This window comes from Bradyrhizobium sp. BEA-2-5, assembly GCF_032918025.1.
In the GTDB taxonomy this organism is placed as follows: domain Bacteria; phylum Pseudomonadota; class Alphaproteobacteria; order Rhizobiales; family Xanthobacteraceae; genus Bradyrhizobium; species Bradyrhizobium pachyrhizi.
Genome location: NZ_CP136629.1, coordinates 3,513,279 through 3,539,270 on the forward strand (window position 1 = coordinate 3,513,279; position 25,992 = coordinate 3,539,270).

The 25,992-nt window shown below is 62.5% G+C and carries 25 protein-coding genes and 2 pseudogenes; 14 read left to right on the forward strand and 13 right to left on the reverse strand.

All coding sequences use genetic code 11. The annotated features are described in order from the left end of the window. The first annotated feature begins 3 nt into the window (after window positions 1–3). The 9 genes from RX327_RS16185 (at window position 4) to RX327_RS16225 (ending at window position 8,270) form a co-directional block, all read left to right on the forward strand. A complete protein-coding gene (locus RX327_RS16185; RefSeq protein WP_050386213.1) occupies window positions 4–807 on the forward strand; it encodes an iron-sulfur cluster assembly protein in 804 nt (267 codons plus the stop codon). Window positions 808–929: 122 nt separating this feature from the next. Then, window positions 930–2,561 carry a molecular chaperone GroEL gene (locus tag RX327_RS16190; RefSeq protein ID WP_050386212.1) on the forward strand — a complete coding sequence of 544 codons (1,632 nt, stop codon included), beginning with the start codon at window positions 930–932 and terminating at the stop codon, window positions 2,559–2,561. 109 nt (window positions 2,562–2,670) lie between these two features. Then, window positions 2,671–3,351, forward strand: a complete 681-nt coding sequence (locus RX327_RS16195) for an MIP family channel protein (protein WP_050386211.1) — start codon at window positions 2,671–2,673, stop codon at window positions 3,349–3,351. Window positions 3,352–3,491: 140 nt separating this feature from the next. Continuing rightward, window positions 3,492–3,986: a hypothetical protein gene (locus RX327_RS16200; RefSeq protein WP_050386210.1), complete on the forward strand. Its 495-nt coding sequence runs from the start codon at window positions 3,492–3,494 to the stop codon at window positions 3,984–3,986. Between the two features lie 121 nt (window positions 3,987–4,107). Next, complete coding sequence (locus RX327_RS16205) at window positions 4,108–6,147, forward strand: sigma-54-dependent Fis family transcriptional regulator (RefSeq protein WP_244482437.1); 2,040 nt, start codon at window positions 4,108–4,110, stop codon at window positions 6,145–6,147. A gap of 14 nt (window positions 6,148–6,161) precedes the next feature. Next, the gene (locus RX327_RS16210; RefSeq protein ID WP_028334177.1) at window positions 6,162–6,611 is read left to right on the forward strand and encodes a hypothetical protein; all 450 of its coding nucleotides are present in this window, start codon (window positions 6,162–6,164) and stop codon (window positions 6,609–6,611) included. Further along, window positions 6,608–6,916 (forward strand): hypothetical protein, encoded by a 309-nt coding sequence (locus RX327_RS16215; RefSeq protein WP_050386209.1) that lies wholly within the window; start codon window positions 6,608–6,610, stop codon window positions 6,914–6,916. Before RX327_RS16210 ends, RX327_RS16215 begins: the two co-directional genes overlap by 4 nt. Window positions 6,917–6,924: 8 nt before the next feature. After that, complete coding sequence (locus RX327_RS16220; RefSeq protein WP_050386208.1) at window positions 6,925–8,034, forward strand: WD40 repeat domain-containing protein; 1,110 nt, start codon at window positions 6,925–6,927, stop codon at window positions 8,032–8,034. Between the two features lie 50 nt (window positions 8,035–8,084). Next, entirely contained in the window at window positions 8,085–8,270 is a 186-nt protein-coding gene (locus RX327_RS16225; RefSeq protein WP_050386207.1) for a hypothetical protein, read from the forward strand. A 524-nt stretch (window positions 8,271–8,794) separates the two neighbouring features. Here RX327_RS16225 and RX327_RS16230 read toward each other — a convergent pair. The 9 genes and pseudogenes from RX327_RS16230 to RX327_RS16265 all read right to left on the reverse strand — a co-directional run bounded on the left by RX327_RS16230 (window position 8,795) and on the right by RX327_RS16265 (window position 17,236). Then, a complete protein-coding gene (locus RX327_RS16230) occupies window positions 8,795–9,865 on the reverse strand; it encodes a threonine aldolase family protein (protein ID WP_050386206.1) in 1,071 nt (356 codons plus the stop codon). A gap of 17 nt (window positions 9,866–9,882) precedes the next feature. After that, complete coding sequence (locus RX327_RS39270) at window positions 9,883–10,422, reverse strand: ABC transporter permease (protein WP_410712190.1); 540 nt, start codon at window positions 10,420–10,422, stop codon at window positions 9,883–9,885. Between the two features lie 366 nt (window positions 10,423–10,788). Then, a pseudogene (locus RX327_RS39275) lies at window positions 10,789–11,520 on the reverse strand (ABC transporter permease); the annotation flags it as partial. Further along, complete coding sequence (locus RX327_RS16240) at window positions 11,517–12,578, reverse strand: ABC transporter ATP-binding protein (protein ID WP_050386204.1); 1,062 nt, start codon at window positions 12,576–12,578, stop codon at window positions 11,517–11,519. The pseudogene RX327_RS39275 and the gene RX327_RS16240, both read right to left, overlap by 4 nt. Window positions 12,579–12,582: 4 nt before the next feature. After that, the gene (locus tag RX327_RS16245) at window positions 12,583–13,593 is read right to left on the reverse strand and encodes an extracellular solute-binding protein (RefSeq protein ID WP_082190719.1); all 1,011 of its coding nucleotides are present in this window, start codon (window positions 13,591–13,593) and stop codon (window positions 12,583–12,585) included. Window positions 13,594–13,621: 28 nt separating this feature from the next. Beyond that, window positions 13,622–14,728 (reverse strand): pyridoxal-phosphate-dependent aminotransferase family protein, encoded by a 1,107-nt coding sequence (locus tag RX327_RS16250; protein ID WP_050386202.1) that lies wholly within the window; start codon window positions 14,726–14,728, stop codon window positions 13,622–13,624. 68 nt (window positions 14,729–14,796) lie between these two features. Continuing rightward, window positions 14,797–15,294, reverse strand: coding sequence for an alpha-IPM isomerase (locus RX327_RS16255; protein WP_028334186.1), 498 nt, complete (start codon window positions 15,292–15,294; stop codon window positions 14,797–14,799). Next, complete coding sequence (locus tag RX327_RS16260) at window positions 15,291–16,553, reverse strand: 3-isopropylmalate dehydratase large subunit (RefSeq protein ID WP_050386201.1); 1,263 nt, start codon at window positions 16,551–16,553, stop codon at window positions 15,291–15,293. The genes RX327_RS16255 and RX327_RS16260 overlap by 4 nt, the downstream gene beginning before the upstream one ends. Window positions 16,554–16,555: 2 nt before the next feature. Then, window positions 16,556–17,236: an RraA family protein gene (locus RX327_RS16265; RefSeq protein ID WP_050386200.1), complete on the reverse strand. Its 681-nt coding sequence runs from the start codon at window positions 17,234–17,236 to the stop codon at window positions 16,556–16,558. A 92-nt stretch (window positions 17,237–17,328) separates the two neighbouring features. Here RX327_RS16265 and RX327_RS16270 point away from each other — a divergent pair, with 92 nt between their 5' ends. Together RX327_RS16270 and RX327_RS16275 are read left to right on the forward strand one after the other, a co-directional pair. Continuing rightward, entirely contained in the window at window positions 17,329–18,063 is a 735-nt protein-coding gene (locus RX327_RS16270; RefSeq protein ID WP_050386199.1) for an IclR family transcriptional regulator, read from the forward strand. Window positions 18,064–18,370: 307 nt separating this feature from the next. After that, entirely contained in the window at window positions 18,371–18,706 is a 336-nt protein-coding gene (locus RX327_RS16275) for a hypothetical protein (RefSeq protein ID WP_152977782.1), read from the forward strand. A 53-nt stretch (window positions 18,707–18,759) separates the two neighbouring features. On the opposite strand, the gene RX327_RS16280 is transcribed toward RX327_RS16275, so the two are convergent. From RX327_RS16280 to dctP, 4 genes are read right to left on the reverse strand one after another with little or no spacing between them, the layout of a single operon-like run. Then, window positions 18,760–19,677, reverse strand: a complete 918-nt coding sequence (locus tag RX327_RS16280; RefSeq protein ID WP_028334190.1) for an SMP-30/gluconolactonase/LRE family protein — start codon at window positions 19,675–19,677, stop codon at window positions 18,760–18,762. A 12-nt stretch (window positions 19,678–19,689) separates the two neighbouring features. Beyond that, entirely contained in the window at window positions 19,690–20,997 is a 1,308-nt protein-coding gene (locus tag RX327_RS16285; protein ID WP_050386198.1) for a TRAP transporter large permease, read from the reverse strand. Further along, window positions 20,994–21,548: a TRAP transporter small permease gene (locus tag RX327_RS16290; RefSeq protein WP_050386197.1), complete on the reverse strand. Its 555-nt coding sequence runs from the start codon at window positions 21,546–21,548 to the stop codon at window positions 20,994–20,996. The genes RX327_RS16285 and RX327_RS16290 overlap by 4 nt, the downstream gene beginning before the upstream one ends. A 6-nt stretch (window positions 21,549–21,554) precedes the next feature. Continuing rightward, a complete protein-coding gene (gene dctP / locus RX327_RS16295; RefSeq protein ID WP_244482436.1) occupies window positions 21,555–22,559 on the reverse strand; it encodes a TRAP transporter substrate-binding protein DctP in 1,005 nt (334 codons plus the stop codon). Between the two features lie 209 nt (window positions 22,560–22,768). Between dctP and RX327_RS16300 the strand changes: the two genes are divergently transcribed. The 3 genes and pseudogenes from RX327_RS16300 to RX327_RS16310 form a co-directional block, all read left to right on the forward strand. After that, window positions 22,769–23,965: a CaiB/BaiF CoA transferase family protein gene (locus RX327_RS16300; RefSeq protein WP_050386196.1), complete on the forward strand. Its 1,197-nt coding sequence runs from the start codon at window positions 22,769–22,771 to the stop codon at window positions 23,963–23,965. Between the two features lie 98 nt (window positions 23,966–24,063). Then, the gene (locus RX327_RS16305; RefSeq protein WP_050386288.1) at window positions 24,064–25,161 is read left to right on the forward strand and encodes an acyl-CoA dehydrogenase family protein; all 1,098 of its coding nucleotides are present in this window, start codon (window positions 24,064–24,066) and stop codon (window positions 25,159–25,161) included. A 679-nt stretch (window positions 25,162–25,840) separates the two neighbouring features. After that, window positions 25,841–25,906 (forward strand): annotated as a pseudogene (locus RX327_RS16310) (hypothetical protein); the annotation flags it as partial. Between the last annotated feature and the right edge of the window lie 86 nt (window positions 25,907–25,992).

Here is a 25,992-nt window from a genome sequence, read left to right on the forward strand (position 1 = left end):
CACATGAACGCACTGCTCCACGAGTGTGACCGAAGAACCAGCGAGGTGTGGCAGCGCCTCGCGTTGGTGACAGACCCCGAGCTCGACGAGTCTGTGACCGAGCTTGGATTCGTCGAGCATGTTACCGTCGATGACGATGGCGATGTCGACATCGTCTTTCGGTTGCCGACCTTCTGGTGTTCGGCGAACTTCGCGTTCCTCATGGCCGACGACATGCGTCGGGCGGTGTCGTCGCTGCCGTGGGTTCGCAAGGCGCGGCCACAGCTTCGGGACCACATGGTCGCGGAGCAGATCAACCGCGGCGTCCGCGAAGGGATGTCGTTTGCCGATGCGCTCAAGGAGTTCGCACCTGGAGGCTCGCTTGACGAATTGCGGGATAAGTTCCGCCGCAAGGCGTTCGAGCGGCGCCAGGAGGTCATGATCCTGGCCTTGCGGGGGATAGGTTATGAAGATCCGGCGATCTGCCGGATGAGTCTGTGTAGCTTTGACGAGGTCGAGTTTGCTTCGCCGGACGTCGCGCGACAGAAGCCCCGCTACCGCGAGCTTCTGATCGAAACAGGCCTGGCCTGCCTCCCGGAGGATCGCACCTTTGTCACCTACGAGGGGGCCCCCATCAAACGGCACGAACTGGCATCCTATCTGCAGCGGTTGCGGGGAGTGCGCATCAATATGGAATTCAACAGCTCATTGTGCAGAGGCCTGCTAGCCGTCCGTCGTCGCGAACTCGTCGACGACAATCCCGGACCGACGCCGTCACCGTGCGGCGGCTGTAGCAGCCGCTGTGCTGCTCCATCAGGCAGCCCGTGACCTTTGAGAAGCTTAAAGCGTGGGGGCGCGTTTAACGCGCTGCCCGCAAGCGCCAAGAACCGGAGCGGTCAGCAAGTCCGCCCAACCAGACAACAAGATCCGTCCGCTTGGGAGTGAAGCCAATGCCGAAAGTATTGCTACATCATATCGAAGCCCGCCGTGCTCTTGCGCGCGGGGTCCAGAAGCTTGCAGCAGCGGTCGAATCGACCCTCGGTCCGAAGGGCATGAACGCGATGGTTGACAGGCCGATCGGCACGCCCATCGTCTCGCGCGATGGCGTCACCATCGCCTCTGAAATCGAACTGCCTGATCGCTTCGAGAACATGGGTGCGCAGGTGGTGCGCGAGGTCTCGATGCATACCAATGAGGTCGCCGGCGACGGCACGACCACCGCCATGGTGCTTGCAAATGGCCTCATCCAGGGAGGAGTTGCAGCACTAGAGCGGGGCGCCAAGGCGGTCGATCTCTGCAAAGGGATCGACCGGGCTGTTGAGGTCGTTGTCGAGGCTTTGAAGAGCTCCGCAATTGCCGTATCGGATCGCAAGACGCTGGAGGCGGTGGCGACGATCGCGTCAACCGACGCCCATCTGGGCGGTCTGATTGCGGAGGCGGTCCAGCGCGTCGGCAAGGATGGCATCATCAGTTCCGACTACGGGCTGACGACGAGCACGACGCTCGAAGTCGTCGAAGGCATGTCGTTCGATCGCGGTTACATCTCCCACCACATGGTGACGGATGTCGAAAAGATGGAGGTGGTGCTCGATCAGCCCTACATCCTCCTGACCGACCTGAAGATCAAAACGCCGGCCGAGCTGGCGGCGGTGCGCGCGACGGTCGCCTCGACCGGGCGGCCGCTTGTTATCGTCGCCGAGGAGATTGCGCCGGAAGTGGTCGTCACACTGCTCGGCGATGACAATCGCGGCAAGATCCTGGTGGTCAATCCGCCTGATTATGGTCATTGGCGCAAGGCAATGATGGACGATCTCGCCATCATCACCGGTGGCCGGGTCATTGCGCGCGAGCTTGGCGGCAGACTGGAAGAGGCCAGCCTGGCCGATCTCGGCACCGCACGGCAGGTGCGGGCCAGTGCGCGGGAAACGGTGATCATTCGGGGCGGCGGCGACGATGCGGCGATCGCGGCGCGGCGCCTGCAGGTGGCCAAGCAGCACGATCTGGCTCCGCCTAACATCGAACAGGACAAGCTCAAGGAGCGGTTGGCGAAGCTGTCGGGCGGGACTGCCGTGATCCTCGCAGGCGGCGTCACTCCGGTGGAGCAGAAGCGGACGATCCAGTTGATTGACGATGCGCTCAGTGCGGCGCGGGCCGCGGCCGAGGAGGGCATCGTGCCCGGTGGCGGCACGGCGTTGGCGCAGTGTGCGCCGGTGGTGACGCGTACGCTCGGCAACATCAATGGCGACTTGGGTGAGGGAATCAAGCTAGTGCGAGAAACCCTGTCTCGTCCGGCCGCTTTCATTGCACGAAATGCCGGCCATGATGCGGAGAAGGTCGTGGCCGATCTGCAGAGCTCCCGGTCGGGCGTCGGGTTCGATGCCGCCAACGGCGTATTCATTGACATGGTGTCGGCCGGCATCGTCGACCCCGTCCGGGTGACCTATACGGCGCTTCGAAACGCAGCTTCCGTCGCGACCCTCGTGCTGACCACCAACACGCTGATTGCCGACGTGCCGGAGTATATCGACCCGACACAGGGGCCCGCACTGGGCGGTGGGGCTGAGAAACTTGGACGCGCATGAGACTGTGTGCGCGGTCCGCGTTTCACCGCGTCGTCTCAGGAGACGACGCGGGCCGCGACCAGAGGGACAGAAACCTCGATATCGAATCCATCACCAGGAAGGGGGAGTTATGCAGAAGTATGTTGCGGAATTTATCGGTACGTTCGCGCTGGTGTTCTTTGGCTGTGCGACCGTAATCTTTATGCGGGCCGAGGTCGGCTTGCTGGGCGTCGCGTTCGCATTCGGCCTGACCGTGGTCGCAATGGCTTATTCTATCGGACATATCTCCGGTGCTCATCTCAATCCGGCGGTCAGCCTCGGGATGCTCGTCGCCGGGCGGATGTCGCCGCGGGATTTCTCGGGCTATATCGTCGCGCAGTTCGTCGGGGGAATCGCGGCTGCGGCCGTGCTGTACCTCATCGCCGAAGGCAAGGTCGGAGGCTACGACGTCGCGGCGAACGGCTTTGGCCAGAATGGCTGGGGCCAGTACGGTGTTCTATCCGCGTTCGTGTTCGAAGCGTCGGCAACGTTCCTGTTTCTGACGGTGATCCTTGGTGCGACGCAAAACGGAGCGGCGTCTGCCTATGCCGGGTTGGTGATCGGTCTGACGCTGGTCGCGATCCATCTCGCCGGCATTGCTGTGTCGGGATCGTCGGTCAATCCGGCGCGCTCGTTTGGGCCTGCATTGTTTGCGGGCTCCGATGCGCTGTCACAGGTGTGGCTCTATTTTGTGGCGCCGTGCCTGGGGGCCGCACTGTCCGGTTACGTCTTCAAGGCGGGGGTGACGCGCCAGATGGTGGCAACGGCGTGACGTTCGCGATCGAATGATTGATTGCACCGTGACAACGATCCGGAACGGGTTACAATCTTGAAAGTCCCGGCATGAGCCGAAGGAGGCAGTGTAACAAGCCTCCAGGCTCATCCGATCAGCCGGGCGGGAGGAAAAGGGACATGGTCTATATTATCTCCAAGCGCGACGGTCCGCACCGTGAAGAACTGGCGGCCAAGGACTTCCTTCAGAAGAACCGCACGACGATCAACGCGCTTGCCAATCATCTGACGCTCGGGCGTTGGCAGCAGCTGCGCAATCCTACGCCTCCTCCGCAACCGCAGCCGTCGGGCAAGCTCTGGTCCACGCCGCCGGCTCGTCCAAAGGAGGCCGAGCCCTATGTGCGGATCAGCCATAACGGTCGCGTCGTGATCGCCGATCTCGCATCGGGACGGCAGCTCGATTTTGTCGGCGAACTGCGCGGCAACGGCCAATCGCGATACTTCGCTCTGGCGACGCGCGAGAACGGGATCTTCGAGCCGCTGGACGACGAATTGTACAGGGTCCTGGCCGACCTTGAGGGAGTGAGTGTGCCCGACGAGACGTCGGAAGCTCACCTGGAACAGGTCATCTCAGGTCGTCTCGGCCTGGACGCGATCTCCAGAAGCGTCGAATGATCTGCGTGAGCTGAGCCTGCAGGGAAAGCGATCCCGGTCGGCTCCGGCTCAGTTTGTGTTTGCCGATCGGGTTGCTGTTTGCCAACGGACGTATGGTGCTCCAATGCTGACGGAAACGCTCATGGCCAAGCCGCCGTTTTCCCTGGAAGGCTACAAAGCTTCGGACGCGGAGCAGGGGCGGCCATACGATGAGGGCGAAACCAACAAGGCATGGGAAAACTTCCTGACCTTCGGGGACCTGAGGCGCGAGAACGCTCCGGTGCGAAGCGTCATCGAGGATTCATGGCAGCGCAGCGTCAAGTCCGGGGTTGATGCTCGTGGCAAGGGCAGTCATCTCCTAGCCTCGCCGGACGATCTCTATGAACTTCGTTTGAAGAATGATGATCTGCTTGGTTCGAGCGCCGAGACCTTCCGCCGTATTGCCGAGGTGCTTGGTGACGCGGCGACGATGGTGGTCATCACCGACGGGAACGGCGTCGTGCTGGAGGTCGGGGGCGATCGGCGGACCATTGATGCGGGGCACGATATTCGCCTGGAAGCAGGCGCGGCCTGGGGCGAAGCGGTCACCGGCACCAATGGCATCGGCACAGCGCTGGTCACTGGAAAGCCGGTTCATGTCCATGCGGCCGAGCATTTCTCGGAGGGCATCAAGGCGTGGACCTGCGTCGGTAGCCCCATTCGCAGTCCGATAGACGGCAGCATCATCGGCATCGTCGACTTTTCCGGACCTCAAGCAATCTTTCACCGGCACAATGTGGCCCTGGCGGTGGTCGCGGCCCATCACATCGAACTGGCGCTCTCGGAAAAGATCCGCATCGAGAGAATGCGGCTGCTTGAGGCGAGCATTTCCCGAATGCCGGGGATGAACAGTGCTGACGGGGTCGTTATTCTCGACCGGTTCGGCCGGGTCGTTCACCATAACGACATGGCGTCAGTTCGCTGGCACCGGATTGCGCAATCGCAAGACTTGAGCATCGGGAGGCAGCTTCTGCCAAACGACAAAGGCTTTCTCGCGAAAGACCTTGCCAAGGGGCTGCCCGAGGAACTGCGCGAGCAGCGGATCGAGCCGCTCGTGGTCGACGGCGTCGTAAAGGGCGCGATGCTCGTGCTCGCAGCGAAGCCACGCGCCAGTCTTGCCCGATCCCAGATGTCGCCAGCAGCCCGCGCCGCACTTGTTTCGGCCAGGGAAGCGATTGTTGGCTGCAGTGACGCATTACTGCAAACGATCGAGAAGATTGAGCGGGCAGCGCTTGGACGAACGGCAATCCTGCTCGAGGGTGAGACCGGCGTCGGCAAGGAACTGTTCGCCCGTCTGGTTCACGCCGCCAGCCAGAATACCGGCAAGGAGCCGTTCATTGCCTTCAATTGCGGTGCGGTCTCCAAGGAACTCCTCGGCGGCGAATTATTCGGACATGCGCCGGGCGCCTATACCGGCGCTACGCGCGAGGGGAGGCCTGGACGGTTTGAGTTTGCCAATGGCGGGGTGCTCAGCCTTGACGAGATCGGTGAAATGCCGATGGAGCTGCAGCCTTACTTGCTTCGTGTGCTGGAGGAGCGCGCGGTGTACAGGCTTGGTGACAGTAAGGCACGACCTGTAGACGTCCGGCTCGTGGCGTCGACCAATCGGAATCTGAAGCAGGAGGTGGCGGAAGGGCGTTTTCGCAAGGACCTGTACTTCCGGATCGGTGTCGTCAAGTTCACCATACCGCCGCTCCGTGAGCGCCTGGGCGATGTCGAGATTCTGATCGATCATTTCAACAGGCAGTTTGCAGAGACCTATAGTACCCAACCGCTACACTTCGAGGCAGCGACGATGGAGTTGCTGCGTCGCTATAGCTGGCCCGGGAACGTTCGCGAACTGCGCAATCTGGTCGAGAATCTCGTGCTGATGACGATCACCGGCATCGTCGCTCCCCGGGACTTGCCAGAGGATTTCGTGGAAATGGCGTCGGTTCAGCCCTCCTCGGTGTCCGTGCAGGCGGGGCATAGCTCGACGGGATCGGAAGGCGACGAGATTGCGCGTTTCGACGAGGTGGAACGCCGCACCATCGAGAGGGCGGTCGCGAATGCTGGCGGTAACATTGCCGCCGCTGCCGAGAAGCTCGGGCTTTCGCGCGCTACGCTGTATCGCAAATTGCACCAATACCGTTCCCGAACCTGAGGGCGGGGTGACACATGGCGGCTGTCTGGCATGAACAGAACGGCGGGGAGGGGCCGGCGACCGCGGCGGCGCTCGCATCGCAGATTGTTGCGCGCGCGGACCGCGACGTCACTTTCGTGGTGCAGCTGCTCGGCGAAAGCCAGGATCTGCTGGTTCGGCATTTCATCGTGCTCATCGAGGTCGAACTCTCGAAGCGCGGCATCAGTTACAGTGCGCATCCGCTCTTGCGTCCGTTCATCGAAATGCATGCGCGTGAGCTTTCGGAATTCGTCTTGAAGGGGATCGGCTTGCGGCATCAGTTCGGCCTTCAGGCTATCGAGACGATGGCCGGCGATCCTGCGCGGTTGCTGAGGGTCGATCTGTGGGACTCCCTGCAATCTCACATCAATGACGCGCAGCAACATTTTGTATCTGGTGTCGGAGGCCTGCAGCGGATCCTGGCTCAGATCGAGGCAGGCCGATGAGTGACGATTCTCCAACCCTGGTCGAAGTGCTGAAGGAACGATTGGTCGTCGTTCAGGAGATGTCGGCTGCTCAATCACGCAACCTTCTGAACCTTCAGCTCGGCGGTGGGGCGGAGTTCGAGATTCAGGAGATTGAGCGCGAGATCGCCGCGACGGGCGTCTCGCATGCGCTCGCCGAGGCGCTGGAGGAAGCGTGGGCGCGCCTGAAAAACGCAACTGCCGGAATGGCAGTATGCGACGCTCAATGCGCCGCACTGGAACGACGCCTTGAAGATCTTGACAGGCGGATTGCCGCCGGCAGGTGAGATGTTCGATGGATACGATGGAAGCAGACACTGCAACGCTTTATGATTTGCTTGGGCGACGCTGGACGGTAGGGGCGCCCGTCACCAGTTTGGCCTTCGCGGAAGACGGAGTTGCGTTTGCGCTCGCCGATGGCGCTCTGGCGATCGCTCCGTTGACCGATATTGAGCCGCCGCAAGATCGCTGTCGTGTCGCGCTGGACGGGGGCCGGGCCACAATCTCGCCGCGGCGGAAACCGGCGCCCCCGTTGACGAAGGTCGTTATCAGCGATGCTCCGCTTCACCTCGCCTTGATCGGGACGTCGGGCTTTGTCGCAAGTGATCACAGCCGGTTGCTTCGCGTGTCGGCATCCGGCGTCACGCATCTGATCGCGGACCATGGGTCCCCAATTGATCTCGTCGCCCCGGTTCAGGCTGGCGGCATTCTGGCCGCCTCCGGCGGATCGGTCATATTTTACAATCCAAATGGCGATGTCGGTTGGCTCCAGGAGCGAGCGGGCGGGCACGCATCGGCACTGGCCGTATCAAGGGATAGTCGGCGCTTTGCGGTCGGGGCCGATAATTGTCTGCTCGTTCGTGCCTTCGGGGCACGACCAGGGCCGGCGGCTTCATTCGAGCTCGGCCCGATCTCTCATTTGGCGTGGAGCCCGGACGGATCCTGGTTAGCCGCTTCGGTCGTGGGGACAGGTGTCGTCTTGGTCCGTCTTGCCGATGCCCGGATCGTCCGGATGTCCAGCTATCCCGGGAGTACTGCATCTCTGTCGTGGAGTGCGGATTCCCGCGTTCTCGTCACGAGCGGAGCTTATCGGATGATCGCATGGGATATTGCGAGCCTCAGCGACGACAGCGAACGGCCGGCCAGCCTTGCGACAGGCCGTGCCCGACCCGTACTCGTGAAGGCAGTGGATATACACCCCGAGGGTCAGCTGATTGCAGCAGGATACGCGGACGGCATGGTGGTTGTCGCCAAGATCGGCGAATCCGACGAACTGCTCGTCAAGCCACCCGGCCGGGGCGCTATCCACGCCCTTCGGTGGTCGGCCGATGGCCAGCATCTCGCATTCGGCACGGACAACGGGGAGGCGGCGATCGTCACGTTTCCCTCCCACATCTTCAAATAGCGGGCTCGCACCAAAGGCGAAAGTCTTCCGCGATCATTAGGAGGGATACCATGACGTCTACTCGATCGCCAAACGAAGCCGAAAGCAAAGATCAGTATTTCAAGGAGCTGGCCGAGCTTTCCGAGCGGATGATCGCCGCGCATGGCAAGGAGTTCTCGATGGGCGCTCTCGTGCTGGCGGCCAGGTTCATCGCAGAGAACAAACCCTTCAAGCGAAGTGCAGCGACGACGAGCTGAGCAAAGCCAGCGATTGATAGCCGTTGTTGCAGATTGCGTTAAGCCGGACAGAACACGAACTGTGTGTGTAGGTCGGCGAAGCCGTGACGGTAACCGGCGCCCGCCCCGTAATTTTCTGCAGTTCGGGGCGACCTGCCGCAATTTGGCTGCAGCTTGCGCAAACCAGCTCATGATGGATGGAGCGAGAGTTCAAGTTTTTCAAAAGGTGAGCAGACTGCGTGTGCATGACGTGTGCACCGAGAGATCAAGAAAAATCTATTGTCGTCAAATCTTGAGGGGCTTCCTTGAATTGATGTGTGACGGCTGAAAAGCGGTGATGGCTCGAGAGTGCTCGAGCCTCTGGCTCGCGCATTGTGGCGAGGACGCTAGTGTTCCTCACGGCATTCGGCCGGTCGGGAGAAGCTGAACCAACTACAGTCGACGATAAGAGTTGGTGCGGGGTTTGGGTCGCTCCCTGTTCGCATGGGCTACGCTTTGTCCGCCACACTGCTCTTCTATGTTCATCAACAGGGCGCGCGCAGGTGTCACAAGCCAACCGATGTTGGTCCCGTGACCGCGCGACGGACGAGGGCGATGACCTCATCGGCCTCCTGCTCGGTGCTGTCAAAGCGGGCGACGAACCGGATCACCTCGTCGCCTCGTCGCGCGAATTGCAACCCGTTTGCCGTGAGCCGGTCGATGGCTAGTGCGGGCAGCTTTGCGAAGATCAAATTGGCTTCCACTGGAGCAACGAGCCGAACGTCAGGCAGTGCAGCAAGACCTGCTCCAAGGTAGGCAGCCACGGAATTGGCCTTTGCCGCGAGTCGTAGAAAAAGGCGATCCTCGACATAAGCGAGCAGCTGCGCGGACGCATAACGCATCTTCGACGCGGTCTGTCCGGCGCGGCGAAGCCGATAGGACAGGGGTTCAACAAGGTTGTGGTCGAAGACCACGATCGCATCCGCTGACATCGCCCCGTTCTTGGTTGCTCCAAACGACAGGATGTCGACGCCCGCTCGCCAGGTCATATCGGCCGGGCTACAGCCGAGCCGCGCCAAGCCGTTGGCGAACCGGGCGCCATCCATGTGCAGCGACAGATTCTTGTCACGGGCGATTTCGCCGATCGCGGCGATCTCGGCGAGAGGGTAGACCGTCCCATATTCGCTGGCCTGAGTGATCGACACCGCATCGGGCTGCGCGCGATTGCGGACTCCCCAAGCCGCCCCGGTAACCGCCTCGCGCAGGATTGGCGGCTCGATCCGAAAATGCCGGCCGGGCAGCGTGAGGAGCTTCGCGCCACCTGTGAAGGCTTCGGTCGCGCCGCCTTCCGCCGTGTCGATATGTGCCTCCTTGTGGCAATAGATCGCGCCATAGGGCCGCACGCAGGTTGCGAGCGACAAAGCATTGGCGGCCGTGCCGGTCGAGACTGGGAACACCGCAACCTCGGTCTCGAACAGCGTCGAGAAGCGCTGATTCAGCAATTTCGAATAATCGTCGTCGCCATAAGCGGCGGCTGGCCCACGATTGGCCGCCTCGATCGCTCGCAGTATCTCAGGGCTGACCGGTGCGACGTTGTCGCTGCGGAAATTCGGGAGCGCTTGGGTTGCGTCGTTCATGCCGTCCTCACCTGCCGTCAGATCACGGTCGTTTCGTGTTTGCTTATGCGTCGGTTGATCAGGAGCAACGGGATTGCGGTGACCAGGATAAGCACCGCGGCTGCGGCGGCCGCGAGTCCCGCGCCGGTGCCCTCGATGGCATGGTACATCACGACGGTCGTGGTGACCCAGCCGCTCGCATAGAGCACGATAGTTGCGCTCAACTCGGATGCTGCGGTGATCCAGACCAGCACGAGGCCGCCGACAAGGCCGCTCGCCATCAACGGCACCGTCAGGGTCGCGAAGGTTTTGCTCGGCGAGACCCCAAGATTGATTGAGGCTTCCTCGAGCGAGGGATCGAGCTGATGCACAATTGCCGAGGACGACCGGATCGCGAAGGGCAATTTGCGGACGACATAGGCGATGACTAGGATCAGCCAGCCGCCGGTCAAGATCAACGGCCCGCTGTTGAACGCGATAATGAGCCCGATCGCCAGGATCGTGCCGGAAACCGCAAACGGCACCATGCCGACGAAATCGAGCAACCCAGACAGGCGCGTGCGGTGCCGGGCCACCACGTAGCCGATCGGAGCGCCGATCAGCATAGTGGCGATGGCCGCGATGCTGGCGAGCGTCAGCGTGTTGAGCAGCGGCCGATAGGAGCCCGACAACAAGGTCGCGTAATTGCCCAATCCGAACTCCCAGGTCAGCACGGGGCCACGGAAGCGCAGGAGAGAGATCATCAACACGGCTGCGAAAGGCAGCAGCGAGGAAATCACAATGCCCCAACTCACGACCGTAGCCACCAGCCGCAGTCCCGGTGTCATCGGCAGCTTCGCGGTCGCACTGCGGGCATTGGTTGAGAAGCGGCGCTTGGCGAGATAGTGCCGTTGAACGAGAAGCGCGAGCGCCGTGCAGGCAATCAGGAGCACGCTGAGCGCACCCGCAGCAGCCGGATTGGCGTCAGATTCGCCGGCGAACAGCTTGAAGATGTCGACGGCCAGGAACGGGCGGTCCTCAGCCAGCACCGCTGGCACGCCGAAATTCTCCAGCGCCTCAATGAACACCAAAATTCCCCCGGCAAGTATCGCCGGCATCACGATCGGCAGCAGCACGGTGCGGATCACATAGGACCGTGAACCGCCGAGATTGCGGGCTGCCTCCTCCATCGAGGCATCGACGGCCTGGAAGCCGGCCAGCACGGGCATGACGACGTAGGGATAGAGCGTCAACGTGAACACGATGACGATGCCGGGTAGGCCATAGATCGAGCCGATCGGGATGCCGATTCCGCGCAAGGCGCTAGTGATGACGCCGGCATGGCCGAACAGCAGCACGAGCGCGTAGGCGCTGACGAAGGAGGGCAGGACCAGCGGGAGGGAGGCAAGCGTCAGCAGCAGTGCGCGGCCCGGTATGTCGATCCGGGCAAGACAGAAGGCGAGCGGAATTCCGATCGCGCATGTGAAGGCCGTCGCGAGCGTGGCGCAAAGCAGACTATTGCCGATGCTGCCAAGGTAGTAGCGGCTCTTCACAATCGCCGCATAGTTCCCGAGCGTCAGCCCGCCCGTGCCGTCGATCCGTATGCTCGCATCCAGAACGAGCGCCAGTGGGTAGAGCAGAAAGACCGCGAGCAGCACCAGCGCCGCCAGCGCCACGATGGTGGCAAAGCGTTTCATGGCGCCGGATACGCCGTGATCTGGGCAGGATCGTAGGCAAGGGTGAGCGGAGCGCCGGGCAAGACATCAAGTACCTGGCCGCCGAGCGCTGTGATCCGAAGCTGGGTGCCGTCTGGCAACGTTGCGTGGAGACGCTGCATCGGGCCCAGAAATTCGCGTAGCGCCAGACGTGCCTGAACGAGCGGGCCGTCGGAACTGTTTCCCAGCCGCAGGGCCTCCGGCCTGAGCGACAGCAACACCGGTGCGCCCGGTGATGCAACCTCGCCTCTGACTGAGAACTCCGTTCCGGCCGCCGCGACAGGGGTGTTGCGGCCGTCGAAAGCGCCGGCGATGCCCGGCACCATATTGGTCGAACCGAGGAACTCGGCGACGAACGCAGTCTGCGGCATCCGATAGATGCGTTCGGGCGTGTCCACTTGCTCGATCTTGCCGCGACGCAAGACGGCGATGCGGTCCGAGATGGCGAGCGCCTCCTCCTGATCGTGCGTCACGTAGATCGCAGTGAGGCCGAGCGCCTGCTGGAGCTGTCGGACCTCGATTCTCATTTCGGTGCGCAGTTGCGCGTCGAGATTGGAAAGAGGCTCATCGAACAGGAGCACAGCAGGTTCGATCACGAGCGCGCGGGCGATCGCCACGCGTTGCAGCTGGCCACCGGAAAGCTGGTGTGGCGAGCGTGGACCGTAACCTGCTAGGCGCACCCGCTCGAGCGCTTTGTCGACACGCGATGCAATCTCGGCAGCCGGGACCTTCCTGGCCTTCAGCCCGTAGGCCACGTTTTCGGCGACGGTGTGGTTCGGGAAGATCGCGTAGTTCTGAAACACCATGCCGCTGTCGCGGCGATGCGCGGGCAGGGCATCGATGCGCCGGTCGTCGAAGGAAATGGATCCGGATTCGACATCGACGAAGCCGGCGATCATGCGCAGCAGCGTCGTCTTCCCGCAGCCCGAAGGCCCGAGCAGCGTGAACAGCTCGCCGTGCCTGATGTCGAGCGAAATGTTGTCGACGGCCCGCACCGCGCCGAAGGTGCGGGTCAGGCCTTCAATCCGGATCCTGGTCATGGGATCAGCGCGTGTTCTGGATCGTGGTCTTCAGCCGCGCGAGGGTGTCGCGCCGGGCTGCTTCCCATTTGGCATCGTCATAAGGCAGCACCTTGATCGCCCGGAACGGCAGCATCCCGGGTGCGACTGCCTCGAGCTCGATATCTTGACGGGCAGGTCGCCGGAAGGTCGCCTTAAGCAACATCTCCTGAACTTCTTTGCTGGCCAGGTAGTCGACCAGCCGCTTGGCGGGCTCGGGGTTGGGTCCGCCTTTCAGGACGGCCGCGCCCTCGACGCCCGCATATGTGCCCTCGGCCGGATAGGTGACGCTCACTGGCGCGCCATTATGGGCCCACAGGAAGCCGGCATATTCGAGGGTGATGCCAAGTGGATATTCGCCGCTACCGATCCCGTCGAACACCTGGGTCGAGCGGTTGAGCACCTTCGCATTGGCGAGCAGCCCGTCCATCCTCGTCCAGGCGGCGTTATCCGCGCCCCACAGCGACAGAAGTGTGGTCGCGGCGGCATATGAGAAACCGGAATTGGCCGGGTCGGTAAAAGCGAGCTTGCCCTTCCATTTCGGATCGAGGAGGTCGGCCCAGGATTTGGGCCCGCTGGCCTTGTCGATCGCCTTGGTATTCTGCCCGATTACAACGACCTGGATGTTGGTGCCCAGCCAAAGGTCGTTTGGATCGCGGAATTGGGCCGGCACGGCTTCGCGGCCCGTGGCCGGGTAAGCCTGAAGATGTGGACTCGCCAGCCGCAGCAGCGTCGCATTGACACCCCAGATCACGTCACCCTGCGGATTGGCGGACTCGGAGGCGACACGGCGTACAAGGACACCCGATCCGGTCGAGACCACGTCGACTTTGATCCCGGTCGCCTTGGCGAAGCCTTCGGCGACAAGCTTGTTCACGGTGTCGTCGTTGGCCGAATAGAGCACGACGCTCTGCTGGGCCGCGGCCAGCCCGGCCGCGAACAGCGATACCGCGAGCGCCACGACTCGGGCGAGGACGGAGGCAGGACATCTCATCATGGTTCGCCTTTATCGGTTCAGTCGTCGCTCATGTGGTGGCAGCGAGGTACACGGTGGCCGCCTTGAGCCCGGCGCCTGGTTCAATCGGCAAGCCGAGCTTCGTGAGTGAGTCTTCAAGATGCAGAAGGTCGGTCAGAATCGTCGCCGTGCTCAAAGCCCCCATCGTGCCAAACCGGATGACACGGCCAGAGAGACGGTTGCGGGCGCCTGCGATCACCGTGCGGTGATCCTGGTAGAGCTGCCGGACGATGGCTCCGCCTTCGAGCCCGTCTGGGACCTTGAAGACCACGACCGTGCTCGAGCGCGGCTCATCGCGGCAAAAATCTGCTAATCCGAGCGCCGCGCCGCCGGCGCGCAGCGCGGCTGAGAGCTTCTTGTGGCGCACGAGCACATTGGCGAAGCCTTCCTCATGCATCATCGTCAAAGCCTCTCGCAGACCATAAATAAGGCTCACCGGCGCCGTGAATGCGGTCTCGTTCTGCTCTGCGGATTTCAGCGCGCGACGGAAATCCCAATAGAAGGTCGATCGCTGCTTGTCCTGCCCGATCACGCGCCATGCCTTGGCGCTCACGCTGGCAAGTGCGAGGCCGGGCGGGCACATCAAGGCCTTTTGCGAGGCTGAGACCACGATATCGACGCCCCATTCGTCCTGCCGCATCTCGATGCCGCCAAGACCGCTGACAGAATCTGCGATCAGCAGCGTTGGCCGGTCGCGCACGAGCGCGCCGAGCGCGGCGAGATCGGCCACGATCCCGGTTGAGCTCTCATTGTGCACGGCGACGACGGCGCAATAGGTGTGCTCGCGCAACCGGGCCTCCACCGCGGCGATATCGATCGCCTGGCCCCATTCGATCGCGACCGTGTCGACCGTGATGTTCATGGCCTTGGCGATGGCGGTGAAACGCTCGCCGAACTGACCATGCTCGATCACAAGGATCCGGCTGCCGGGCCCCGCCACGTTGACGAGCGCGGCCTCCATGACGCCTGTTCCGGAACTCGCAAAGAACAGGACATGGTTTGTCGTCCCCAGGATCGGACGGATCATCTTCTCCGCCTCGCCGATCGCGGCCCGGCATTCGGGACCGCGATGGTTGACCATTGTCCGGGCCATCGCCTGCCGCACCCGCTCGGGCACCTCGGTTGGACCGGGAAGCCGAAGACGGTAACCTGTCGAGGCGATGGCGGAGGAAGTCTCTGTGGCCGTCATAGCTTGAAGTCACCGTTCTGACGCATGTAGGGAACGAGGCCACCCGCGCGCAGGATCGCCAGCATGATCGGTGGCAGAGGATCCGGGCTGAGCGTCTCGCCACTACGTTCGTTGCGGATCGCGCCGGTGCCGTCGTAGATCAGGATGTCGCCCTCACTAATCCCGGCGGTATCGCAGACGAGCGGCAGCAGGCCGTTGTTGATGGCGTTGCGGTAGTAGGTCCGCGAGAATCCTCGAGCCAGCACCGCCGGAATGCCGGCGCCGAGCACTGTCGTGACGGCGACCTCCATGGCCGAACCGCAACCGAAATTCTTGCCCGCCACCAGGATGTCTCCGGGCTGTACAGAGGCTGCGAAGGCAGGGTCGACATGCTCGAACAGGAATTGCTTCAGAACAGCGGGATCGAGGCTCTCTCGCTTGCGGGTCGAGCTGATGATCGAGTCAGTGTTGACGTCGTCGCCAACCAGTCGCGCGCGTCCCCGTAGAGCTGTCATCGCGACACCTCGCGGGGATCAGTCACCGCGCCGCGTGTTGCCGTGGCTGCGCAGGCAGCCGGGGAGGCGAGGTAGATCGATGCCTTGGCGTTACCCATGCGACCCTTGAAGTTGCGGTTGGCCGTCGAGATCACTGAAACTCCGTCTGCCGGGATCACCCCGCAGGTCCCGCAGCAGGAGCCGCAACCCGGCTCGACCACCGTCGCGCCGAAGCCGACCAGGGCGTCGAGCGTGCCGTCGGCCGCCATGGCGTCGCGGACCTCGCGCGATGCCGGCGTGACCACGAGCTGGACGCCGGGCGCGACGCCTCCACCCGCCTCGAGCACGGCACGGGCCTGATGGAAATCGCGTAGCCTGCCGCCCGTGCAGGTGCCGAGATAGACCATCTGCACCGGCGTGCCGGCCGCATTCTCGAGTGGCACGACCTGATCCACCAGATGCGGCAATGCGATCTGCGGCGGGAGTGCGTCGAGCGCGATCTCCACGGTCCGGCTGTAGCTGGCATCCGGATCCGGTGCGATCGGTTCGAAGGCTTGGCTGGTGCGACCTTCCAGATACGCGACGGTCTCTTCATCGGCCGGGAAGATGCCGGTCTTCGCCCCCATCTCGACGGCAAGATTGCTCAGGACGAGGCGGTCCTCCAGCGTGAGCGTGGCGAGGCCGGGCCCCGCGAATTCGAGCGCCTGATAGGCCGCACCGTCGGCGCCGAGTCGGCCCGCGAGCGCCAGCGCGATATCCTTCGCATAGACGCCGCTCGGCAGTTCTCCGGTCAGAACGACGCGGATCGAGTCCGGGACGCGCAACCACATCCGGCCGCACAGCATGATTGCGGCAAGGTCGGACGAGCCGATCCCGGTCGCAAAACAATTCAGCGCCCCGTATGTCACGGCGTGGCTGTCGGCTCCAACGACCAGGCTGCCCGGCAGCGCGCGGCCGGTCTCGACGATGAGCTGGTGGCCGATTCCTTCGCCGGCCTCATGCAGGGTGACGCCGAAGCGTTTGGCGAAGTCTTGCATCACGCGATGCAGTTCGATCGTTTGCGGGCTCGCGGGCGGCACGTAATGGTCGAGCGCAAAGACCAATCGCGCAGAATCGTGCACGTTCTTCCCGCCCATCGCCTTGAAATAATCGAGCGCCATCGGGACTGAACCGTCGGTACCGAGCGCGCAATCGACCTCGCAGACCACGAGGTCCCCGGCCTGCGCATCCTGCCCGGATTTCCGAGCGAGGATCTTCTCGGAGATTGTACGCCCGGCCATCGTTAAACCTCAGGCATCTCGCAGCCGAGACGGCGGAGCGAGGCGTCGACCCAGCTGCGATCGAGCGTACCGGCTTCGATCGCCGCCATCTGCTTGGTCTCGGCAGCCTGCTTGGTTTCGGCGGCCTCGATCACCGCCCGGCAATCGTCGACGGCGACCGCGAGGACGCCGTCGTCGTCGCCCAACACCAAATCGCCGGGTTGTATGACCATGCCGCCGATCGCGATCGGCCCGTTGATCTCGCCCGGACCGTCCTTGTACGGACCGCGATGGGTGACACCCGCTGCGAATACGGGCAGCGGGTTCGCCCGGATCGCAGCCGCATCGCGGATCGCGCCATGGATGACGATGCCGGCGACGCCGCGCCGGGCCGCCTGCGCGAGCATCATCTCTCCGAAGATTGCGTTGCTGAGGTCGCCAGCCGCATCGACCACGATGACGTCGCCGGCAACTGCCATGTCGAGCGCCTTGTGAACCATCAGATTGTCGCCGGGGCGGGTCTTCACGGTCAGAGCGGGACCAGCCATGCCACCGGCCGCATGCATCGGCCGCAGCGTCGCGCCGCCCGAGGCCATACGTGACATCACATCACTAATATTGGCGACCGGAAGGGCGCGAGCCCGCTTGATCCATTCGTCCGCGACAGCGCGCTTGCGGGAATGGATCCTGAACCCTACGGCCATACCGAACCCCCATTGAAAATGGAACGCCGTTACGCATAGTGTAATGGTGATGCGCCGAGGTCAACCCAGAATCGGCGGAACAGGGGATTTCGATGCCGAAGACGCAGGGGGTCGCCACCGTGCAACGCGCACTGGCGATCCTGGATACCTTCGCTGGAGCCGGCTCGCGCAGCCTGGCCGACATCGCCAAGATCACGGGTTTGGCGAAACCAACGGTGATGCGTTCGCTGGTATCATTGGACGAAGCCGGCTACGTCGTCCGCCTCAGCGACGGCCGCTACGCACTTGGTGCGAAGACTTTCCAGCTCGGCACCACCTATCGGGCCAATTTCAATCTCGAACAGCATGTGCTGCCGGTGCTTCAGCGGCTAAGCCAGCAGACGTTGGAGAGCAGCGCGTTTCACGTGCGCGAACGCGACAGCCGGCTCTGCCTGTTTCGGGTGGATTCGCCGCAACTAGTACGCGACGTCGCGCGGCTCACAAATCTCGCGCCGCTTGATTTGACCTCGACAGGACAAGTGCTGAGGATGGCCCGTTGGGCGGACCGGGTAGATGACGGCGTGCAAATTTTCGTCAGCTCCGGAATTTACGACGCCGTGACGGCCTCTCTCTCCACCGCTGTCTTCGGCCACGACAGAGCACTGGTGGGGGCCATGACGGTCAGCGGCCCCGTCGAACGCATACGTCGCGCCGATCTCGGGGCGTTGGCGGCCCGGCTTACCGACGCCTCGCATCAGCTGTCGCTTGTGCTCGGCGCGCCACTGCCCCGGGAGGTCGGCGCGCCGCGCATCATCAGCTTGCCATCGGCGGAAACCGGCTCTCCCTGAACCTCCACCAATTTGAGCTGTTTGGCGGAGCTTGCCCGAGCTGGGTGGTGATGGATTGGAGTGAGAGTTCACGTGTTTCAATCGACTAGAGGGCGTCGTGTGCACGATGTGTGCATCAGGAGATCAACAAAAATCTATAGTCGGCCAATACAGGCAGCGGCCTCAAAGCTCGTTTCGGTGTCATGGAAAATGACGTGGTTTCGGCTCGATTTCCTATCCGGCTCGGAAGTCGAAATACGGTCTGACCTCGCGCAGTTGATCGAGCAGGGCAGATCGATGAGCGGGGTCGAGATCGCCGCCATTCATCATGAGCGATTGGAAGTTCAGGGGCAGCCTGGTTGCATTGTTGGGGGGATCGACTGCTGCTCATCCGCAATGCTCGTGCCGATCCCGAACGATCGCCAAGACGAGTGAATACGGCGCCGATCCGACCGTGCCATTGAGCATCCTGCGCTTCACCGCCGTGTTCGATTTCAGCGGCAGCCCGACGAACTACGCTGTCGATGGCCATGGCAACGGATCGAATGCCCCTGAGCAAGCAACTGGCTGGTCCGAGGACGTGCCGCCCGGCGTTTTCAATCGACAACGGATTGACACAGGCGCCGTCCGCCACTCGATGATATCTGTGCATCAAAGTCGGTGATGGGACGCCAAAGCGCGAGGTGACCTCAATACGCTGCCATCCTCATTGAGCGGCTAACGATGCGAGGCCATCAGCCGTCCCGCAACGGGCAGGCGCGCGACCAGAATGGAGCCGGTTTCCGACTCCGTGATGTAGAGGTTTTTGTTGTCGGGACCACCATAGGCCACATTGGTCGTGGCGAGGCCCTTGCAGGAGCGGATTCGATAGAGTGGCTCGCCCAGGCGACTGAATATCCAAGCGGTGCCGAGGCCGGCGTGAGCGATGGCAAGATTGTCTTGCTCGTCCATCGCCAGGCCGTCGGGGCCGCCCAGGCTTCCGGACAACTGGAGGAATATGCCGACCTTCGATGCCGTGCCGTCCGGCATCAGCGGTATCCGCCAGATCGCATTGCCGCGCGTTGCGGCGACATACAAGATGTGTTCGCTGCCATTGAGCACCAACCCATTCGGGCTCGGCACGTTGCCGACGATCAAGTCGAGCGTTCCGTCGACGCGCAGACGATAGACGCGACCGGTCGGGTCGTGCATGCCGGTCTGCCCCTGGTCCGTAAAATAGATGTCGCCATTGCTGGAAAACACCAGGTCGTTGACGCCCTTGAAGCGCTCCGACCAGCGCCGGTCCAGCACGTTGGTGACTTTGCCGCTATCCGGCTCGAGCATCATGAGCCCGTGGCGATAGTCCGTGATGAATATCCGACCATCGCGTGCGATCTTCAAGCCGTTCGGCTCGCCGTCATATTCTGCGACCAGCGTGAACTCGCCGGCCGGGGAAATGCGGAAGACCCGGCCATACGGAATGTCGACGATATAGAGATTGCCGTTGCGATCGAAAGACGGTCCCTCGATGAAGGAATCAGTCGGAAGTCCCCGGCGGTTCACGACTGCCCAGGCGTTGTCAGGGTCCTTGCGACGAAACTTGTCCGGTAGGCAGGCGAAGACTTCGGTCTGGATTACTTCCGGTGCTGCGTACATCTATTCATCTCGTCAAGGGACAACAGCGGCCTGCGAAGGCAGCCACATCGCGATTTCAGGGAAGATCACCAGCAGACCGAGCAGCACGAACATGATCAAATGGAACGGAATCGTGCCCGTGACGACGTCGCTCAGCTTGCCGGTCCAGATGCTCTGGATCACGAAAAGGTTGATGCCGATGGGAGGCGAGATCTGGCCCATCTCGATGAAGAGCACGAGGATGACGCCGAACCAGATCGGGTCGATGCCGTATTGGACCAGAACGGGATAGAGAAGGGGCACCGTCACCACGATCATGCCGAGACTTTCGACCAGGCAGCCCAGCACCGTATAGAGCACGAACAGAGCGAAGAAGAATTCGAGCTTCGAGAGCTTCAGATCGACCAGGAACTGGGTGATCTGCTCGCCGACGCCGGCATAGCTGATGGCGTAAGAGAACAGGAAGGCGGCATAGACGATGAACAGGATGTTGCCGCACACGCGCACGGTGGTCTGTAATGCGCGCCAGAGAATTGCGACGCTGAAGTCACCCCAGAACATCGCGATGATCATCGCCAGCACACAGCCGACGGCAGCGGCTTCAGTCGGCGTGACCAAGCCGGAATAGATGCTCCCGATCGTGCCGCCGATCAGCACCATGAACGGAATGACGTCGAGCAAGGCCGACAGCAGTTCGCGGACCGATCGGGCGCCGGTTTCAGCGGGTGCGATCCCCGGCTTGAACCAGGCGTGCAGGGCAATGTAAGTCATGAACATCGCGGTCAGCAGCAGGCCCGGCATGACGCCGGCCATGAACAGCTTGGCGACCGAGGTCTCCGTGAAGGTGCCATAGACGATCATGGCAATACTCGGCGGGATCAGGATGCCGAGCGTGCCCCCTGCGGCCAGAGAGCCGGCAGATAAGCGGGGGCTGTATTTGCGCTTCCGAAGTTCCGGCAGCGCGACGCGTCCGATCGATGCAGCCGTGACGACACTTGAGCCGCTGATGGCGGCAAAGATCGCACATCCCGCGATGTTGGTTTGCAGCAAGCCCCCAGGAATCCACGAGACCAGCTTCGACAGGCCGTGATAGACCCGCAGGCTCAACCGGCTCTCCTGCAGGATCTCGGCCATCAGGATGAACAGCGGGATGGCGCTCAGCGTAAAGCTGTTCATGCTGCCCCAGCTGACGAGGCCGATGCCTTTCAGCCCGGGCAAACCGGCGTGCAGCAGCAGATAAATGACGGAAGGTACGGTGATTGCGAACGGGATCGTCATGCCAACGCAAAGCAGGCCGACGAAAATCGCAAGGACAAGGATCAGTTCGACGCCGGGAGTCATCGCTGCGTGCTCCCTTGAAGGTGGCGGATTTTCACGAGAATGGTGCGGACCAGGGCGAAGCACAGGAGCAGCATGCCGAGCGCCATCGTGGTCTGCGGCAACCACAGCGGCGTTTGCAGCGGCGTGGGAGCCACGTCCTCGGAGCGCCAGGAGTTCATCACGAGGCGCCCCAGTTGCCAGGTGACGAAAGCGGTGGCGATCAGCGACATCAGGTCAAAGATGATCTGCGAAACGATCCGTGCGGACTGTCCAAGCCGGGCCTGGATCAGCTCAACCCGGTGAAACGCGCCATGCGCTTCGGCAACCGACATGCTGAGGAAGGTGGTCGCGACTAGAAGATACCCGCCGATCTCATCGGTTATCTGAAGCGATGTCGAAAATACGTTGCGCGCGATCGCTTCCGCTCCGATCAGGATGATCATGGCAACCAGAAACAGGGCGCAGATCGCCTCGGACGCATTCTCGACCGGGCCCGGGCCCGATGACACGTTGTCGATGAAGTGGACGGCGCCGTCAGGCGCCACGTCCTTGATCTCGATGCCGCCGGCCATGATTGATTACCGGCCGAGAGCCGCACGAACCTGTTTGAGCGCTGCCGCGGCATCCGGGCCCTTCGACTTTGCCCATTCATCCCAGAATGCCGAGATCACCTTGGTGCCGGCGTCAATATCGCCGGGCTGTTCCGGCGTGACGGTCATCCCGCCCTCGGCAAACTTCTTGCTGAGACCGTCTTCCTCGTCCGCCATGGCCTTGGTGATCAGCGGCATGTTGTCTGTGATCGCCTTGCGGACCTTGGCCTGGATCTCCGGTGACAGCTTGTTGAAGCGATCCTTGTTCACGATGATGACGGAATTGAAGTAGTTGATGCCCAGCCGATAGTTGAATTTCAGCAGGTCCTTCCAGGTGTTTCCGCCGCCGGTGTTGGCGGTGAGCACGCCGTCGACGATGCTGCGATCCAGCGCCGAGGGGACTTCCGGCGCGCCAAGCGTGACCGGCACGCCGCCGAGCCGCTTGATGAATTCGCCCTGCTCGGGCGAGGTCACGCGGATCTTCTGCCCTTTGATGTCTGCGAGCGAGATCAGCTTCTTGCTCGAGAATGCGACCTGGTAAGGATAAAGGTACTGCCCGAGCACCAGCACGCCTTTTTTCTCGAAGGCCTTTTCCAGGTACGGCGCCATGATGTCGGCGGCTTTCCTGTATTCATCAAGCGAGCGGATCAGCAGCGGCAATCGCAGGACGCCGCCAATCGGCACGTTGCCGAGAAAGTATCCGTCGTCGCCCATCTGCACGACGTCGTCGCTGACCGCCTGGGTGATGGTCGTGGTGTTGATCGGAAGCGATCCGCCGAGGTGCAGCCGGATCGTCAGCTCGCCGGCGGTATCCTTCTCGATCTGCTCGATGATGGCGTTCATGCCCTTGGCCGCTGCAACCGTCGCCACGGGATTGTAGATGTAGAGATCCCATTTCTCGGCGGCGGAGGCCGGGGCGGTCTTTGCAAGGCCCGCCAGTGCAATGGCCCCTACAATTGCATGCGCAAATCCGCGGCGGCTCGTCGGCATCATCGTTCGCTCCCGGTCGTTTATTGTCGTTGAGCAAAACTATGTTTGATCGCGGCCCGGCCAGCAAGTGAACGAACGGTCATAATCAATCGCATATGTGATAAATGCCTGGATCACGCCGAAGCGTATTGATCGTTCTGCGATCACGTAGAAGTTGGACATCCCGCGTGGCGTGCCGGTAGACGCGGCCAACTGAATGAGAGAGTTTCGGGATGGACACGACCCCTGCAGATGGCCCGTTGGGCGGAATCCGCGTCATCGACCTGACCAATGTGATCATGGGGCCGTTTGCGACCCACATCATGGCCGATCTCGGTGCGGACGTGATCAAGATCGAGAGCGAGGAAGGCGATTCCTTTCGCACCTACCGTCCCAATCGCAGCGAGGGCATGGCCGGCGGCTTTCTCCATCTCAACCGCAACAAGCGTAGCGTCGTGCTTGACTTGAAGCAGCCATCGGGAATGGCTGCACTGCACAAGCTGATTGCGACGGCCGATGTCTTCGTGCACTCGCTCCGTCCCAGGGCGATCGATAAGCTCGGACTTGGCTATCAGGCGGTTCGTGTGATCAAGCCGGATATCATTTATTGCGGCGCTTACGGTTTCAGCGAGAAGGGACCTTATCGCGACAAGGCCGCTTATGACGACATCATCCAGGCGGGCTCCGGCCTTGCCGCGCTGCACCTTGCCGCGCGAGGCGAGCCGGCATTCATGCCGACCGTGCTGTGCGACAAGCTATCGGGGCAGGCAGTCGCCTATTCGGTGATGGCGGCCTTGTTCCAGCGTGAGCGCGGCGGCGGCGGCCAGGCCATCGAGGTGCCGATGTTCGAGACCACGGCGGAATTCGCCTATATCGAGCATCTGCTCGGCTTTGCCTTCGAGCCCTCGCTTGGAAGTCCCGGCTATAGCCGTGTCGTCAGCCCGCGGCGGAAGCCGTTTCGGACCGGCGACGGTTACATGTGCATCCTTCCCTACTCGGATCGGAACTGGCGCGATTTCTTCGATTTTATCGGGCGTCCCGAGCTGAAATCGGACGTCCGTTTCTTCCCGCTGGTCGAGCGGGCGTCTCATCTGGAGACGCTTTACGAGATTATCGAACAAGAGGCTCCCAGGCGCTCCACCGCCGCATGGGTTGCGTTTTGCGATGACGTCAGCATTCCCTGCATGCCTGTGCTCGGCCTCGCCGACTTGCCCGATGACGAGCACATGAGGGCCGTCGGAATGTTCGCGCGCGCCGAACATCCGTCGGAAGGCGCGTACAAATCGATCCGGGCACCGGTGTCCTTTAGCTCAGCACCGTTCCGCCTTCGCCGGCATGCGCCTCGCCTGGGCGAGCATACGGCCGAGATCCTGGCAGAGATCCGAATGGACGCTGCGCAGGCGTCCGCCAACAGCGTCAGGAGCAAGTGAGACGCCAGGCGCGTTGCGCTAAGCGAGATAATCTGAAGGAGGTTCAATTGCGCGCATTTCGGTTCGAATCCCTGACGCTTCCGCCGGAAGCCGATGCGATGCGGCGCAAGGTTCGCGTGTTCCTTGAGGATGAACGGGCCAATCGACGCTATGCCGCACACCGGACGTCGTGGTCCACATTCGATCCGGAATTCAGCCGGCGCGCAGCGAAGGCGGGCTTCATCGGCATGACCTGGCCGAGGCAATATGGCGGCGGCGAGTATTCCAACCTCGAGCGTTTCGTCGTCGCCGAGGAGATGCTGGCAGCCGGGGCACCAGGCGGAGCACACTGGATCGCCGATCGGCAGTCGGGTCCTCAGATCCTCAAGCATGGCAGCGAACGTGCGAAGGAATTGATCCTGCCCAGAATCGCGTCGGGCGAGTGCTATTTCGGCATTGGCATGAGCGAGCCCGACTCCGGCTCGGACCTCGCGGCCGCTCGAACCAGGGCAGATCGGGTCGAAGACGGCTGGGTAATCAACGGCGCCAAGATCTGGACATCGAACGCACACCGCGTCCACTACCTGATTGTGCTGGTCCGCACCGAGCCAACCGGCCAGGATCGCCATGCCGGCTTGTCCCAGTTCATCGTGGATACGACGTCGAAGGGTATCGAGATCAGGCCGATCATGAACCTGTCGGGCGGACACGAGTTCAACGAGGTTTTCTTCAAGGACTGCTTCGTTCCGGACGACATGATGATCGGTAAGCCGGGTGAAGGCTGGACGCGTGTCACCGGCGAGTTGGCGTTCGAACGGGCCGGTCCGGACCGCTTCATGTCCGATATCCGCCTGCTCGTCGAACTGATCAACAAGGTGGGACACGAACCGAATGAACGCCAGGCCGTCGAGATCGGTCGGCTGGCGGTTCACTTCGCTACGCTGCGGCGAATGTCGTCCTCGATCGCCGGGCTTCTGGAGCAGGGCGGGAGCCCGGTCACGGAAGCCGCGCTTGTCAAGGACGTCGGCACGGCATTCGAACGCGAGGTCCCGGAGATCGTGCGGAAGCTCCTGCCGATGGAGGCGAGCCTCGACGATGAGGACGAATACTCGCAAGGACTGGCGCACGTGCTGCTACACGCCCCGTCCTTCACCATTCGGGGGGGAACGCCGGAAATCCTGCGCGGGATGATTGCCCGCAGTCTCGGATTGCGGTGAGAAGGAGCGCGTCATGGAAGACATGTCAGCTATCGTACTCGAGCAGGCAGACCGCCTGTTTCAGCAACATATCGACAAGCAGATCCTGCTGGAGGCCGATGCAGGTCATTGGCCGGGGTCGCTGTGGGGCGCTCTGGACGATGCCGGCCTGCCACTCGCCCTCGTGCCGGATGCGAAGGGCGGGGGCGGACTGGCTTCGAGCGTGGCTGCGAGCCTGATCCGTAGGTCCGCATTTCATTCGGTGCCGCTGCCGCTCGCGGAAACCATCATGGCCAATGCTCTGTGGACGGATGCCGGCGGGGAGGTCATCAAAGGAGCCGTGACGCTTGCGCCGGTCAATCCGCTGGATCGCATCACGCTCGTAGCGGGCGCCAGGGGCGCGACACTCCATGGCACCGCGCGCCACGTTCCATGGGGCAAGCAGGCGTTGCACGCGCTGGTATTCGCTCGCGACGCATCCGGAAAGGCGTTCCTCTGCCGCGTGCCCACCGCAAAGATCAACTCGACCAAGGCGCGACGGAACGTCGCTTGCGAGCCACGCGAAGACATCGACTTCGACGGCTTGCACCTTTCATCGAACGACGTGTCGCCGGCATCCTCCTGCCTCGCCGCAGAGGGTTTGATGCCATTCGGCGCGGCCATCCGGGTGCAACAAATGATCGGAGGGATGGAGCGCTGCATGGACTATGCTTTGGCCTATGCCAATGAACGTGTCCAGTTTGGCCGTCCGATCAGCAAGTTCCAGGCCGTTCAGCACATGTTGGCGATTGCTGCCGGGCATTTCGCGGCAGCGTCCGCGGCGGCGACGCGCTCTCCGAGGTACCGCTGCTC

Coding starts and splice junctions, on each gene's coding strand:
- RX327_RS16185 (WP_050386213.1), top strand. CDS start 4: ATGAACGCACTGCTCCACGAGTGTGACCGAAGAACCAGCGAGGTGTGG.
- RX327_RS16190 (WP_050386212.1), top strand. CDS start 930: ATGCCGAAAGTATTGCTACATCATATCGAAGCCCGCCGTGCTCTTGCG.
- RX327_RS16195 (WP_050386211.1), top strand. CDS start 2,671: ATGCAGAAGTATGTTGCGGAATTTATCGGTACGTTCGCGCTGGTGTTC.
- RX327_RS16200 (WP_050386210.1), top strand. CDS start 3,492: ATGGTCTATATTATCTCCAAGCGCGACGGTCCGCACCGTGAAGAACTG.
- RX327_RS16205 (WP_244482437.1), top strand. CDS start 4,108: ATGGCCAAGCCGCCGTTTTCCCTGGAAGGCTACAAAGCTTCGGACGCG.
- RX327_RS16210 (WP_028334177.1), top strand. CDS start 6,162: ATGGCGGCTGTCTGGCATGAACAGAACGGCGGGGAGGGGCCGGCGACC.
- RX327_RS16215 (WP_050386209.1), top strand. CDS start 6,608: ATGAGTGACGATTCTCCAACCCTGGTCGAAGTGCTGAAGGAACGATTG.
- RX327_RS16220 (WP_050386208.1), top strand. CDS start 6,925: ATGGATACGATGGAAGCAGACACTGCAACGCTTTATGATTTGCTTGGG.
- RX327_RS16225 (WP_050386207.1), top strand. CDS start 8,085: ATGACGTCTACTCGATCGCCAAACGAAGCCGAAAGCAAAGATCAGTAT.
- RX327_RS16230 (WP_050386206.1), bottom strand. CDS start 9,865: ATGAACGACGCAACCCAAGCGCTCCCGAATTTCCGCAGCGACAACGTC.
- RX327_RS16240 (WP_050386204.1), bottom strand. CDS start 12,578: ATGACCAGGATCCGGATTGAAGGCCTGACCCGCACCTTCGGCGCGGTG.
- RX327_RS16245 (WP_082190719.1), bottom strand. CDS start 13,593: ATGATGAGATGTCCTGCCTCCGTCCTCGCCCGAGTCGTGGCGCTCGCG.
- RX327_RS16255 (WP_028334186.1), bottom strand. CDS start 15,294: ATGACAGCTCTACGGGGACGCGCGCGACTGGTTGGCGACGACGTCAAC.
- RX327_RS16260 (WP_050386201.1), bottom strand. CDS start 16,553: ATGGCCGGGCGTACAATCTCCGAGAAGATCCTCGCTCGGAAATCCGGG.
- RX327_RS16265 (WP_050386200.1), bottom strand. CDS start 17,236: ATGGCCGTAGGGTTCAGGATCCATTCCCGCAAGCGCGCTGTCGCGGAC.
- RX327_RS16270 (WP_050386199.1), top strand. CDS start 17,329: ATGCCGAAGACGCAGGGGGTCGCCACCGTGCAACGCGCACTGGCGATC.
- RX327_RS16275 (WP_152977782.1), top strand. CDS start 18,371: ATGAGCGATTGGAAGTTCAGGGGCAGCCTGGTTGCATTGTTGGGGGGA.
- RX327_RS16280 (WP_028334190.1), bottom strand. CDS start 19,677: ATGTACGCAGCACCGGAAGTAATCCAGACCGAAGTCTTCGCCTGCCTA.
- RX327_RS16285 (WP_050386198.1), bottom strand. CDS start 20,997: ATGACTCCCGGCGTCGAACTGATCCTTGTCCTTGCGATTTTCGTCGGC.
- RX327_RS16290 (WP_050386197.1), bottom strand. CDS start 21,548: ATGGCCGGCGGCATCGAGATCAAGGACGTGGCGCCTGACGGCGCCGTC.
- dctP (WP_244482436.1), bottom strand. CDS start 22,559: ATGATGCCGACGAGCCGCCGCGGATTTGCGCATGCAATTGTAGGGGCC.
- RX327_RS16300 (WP_050386196.1), top strand. CDS start 22,769: ATGGACACGACCCCTGCAGATGGCCCGTTGGGCGGAATCCGCGTCATC.
- RX327_RS16305 (WP_050386288.1), top strand. CDS start 24,064: ATGCGGCGCAAGGTTCGCGTGTTCCTTGAGGATGAACGGGCCAATCGA.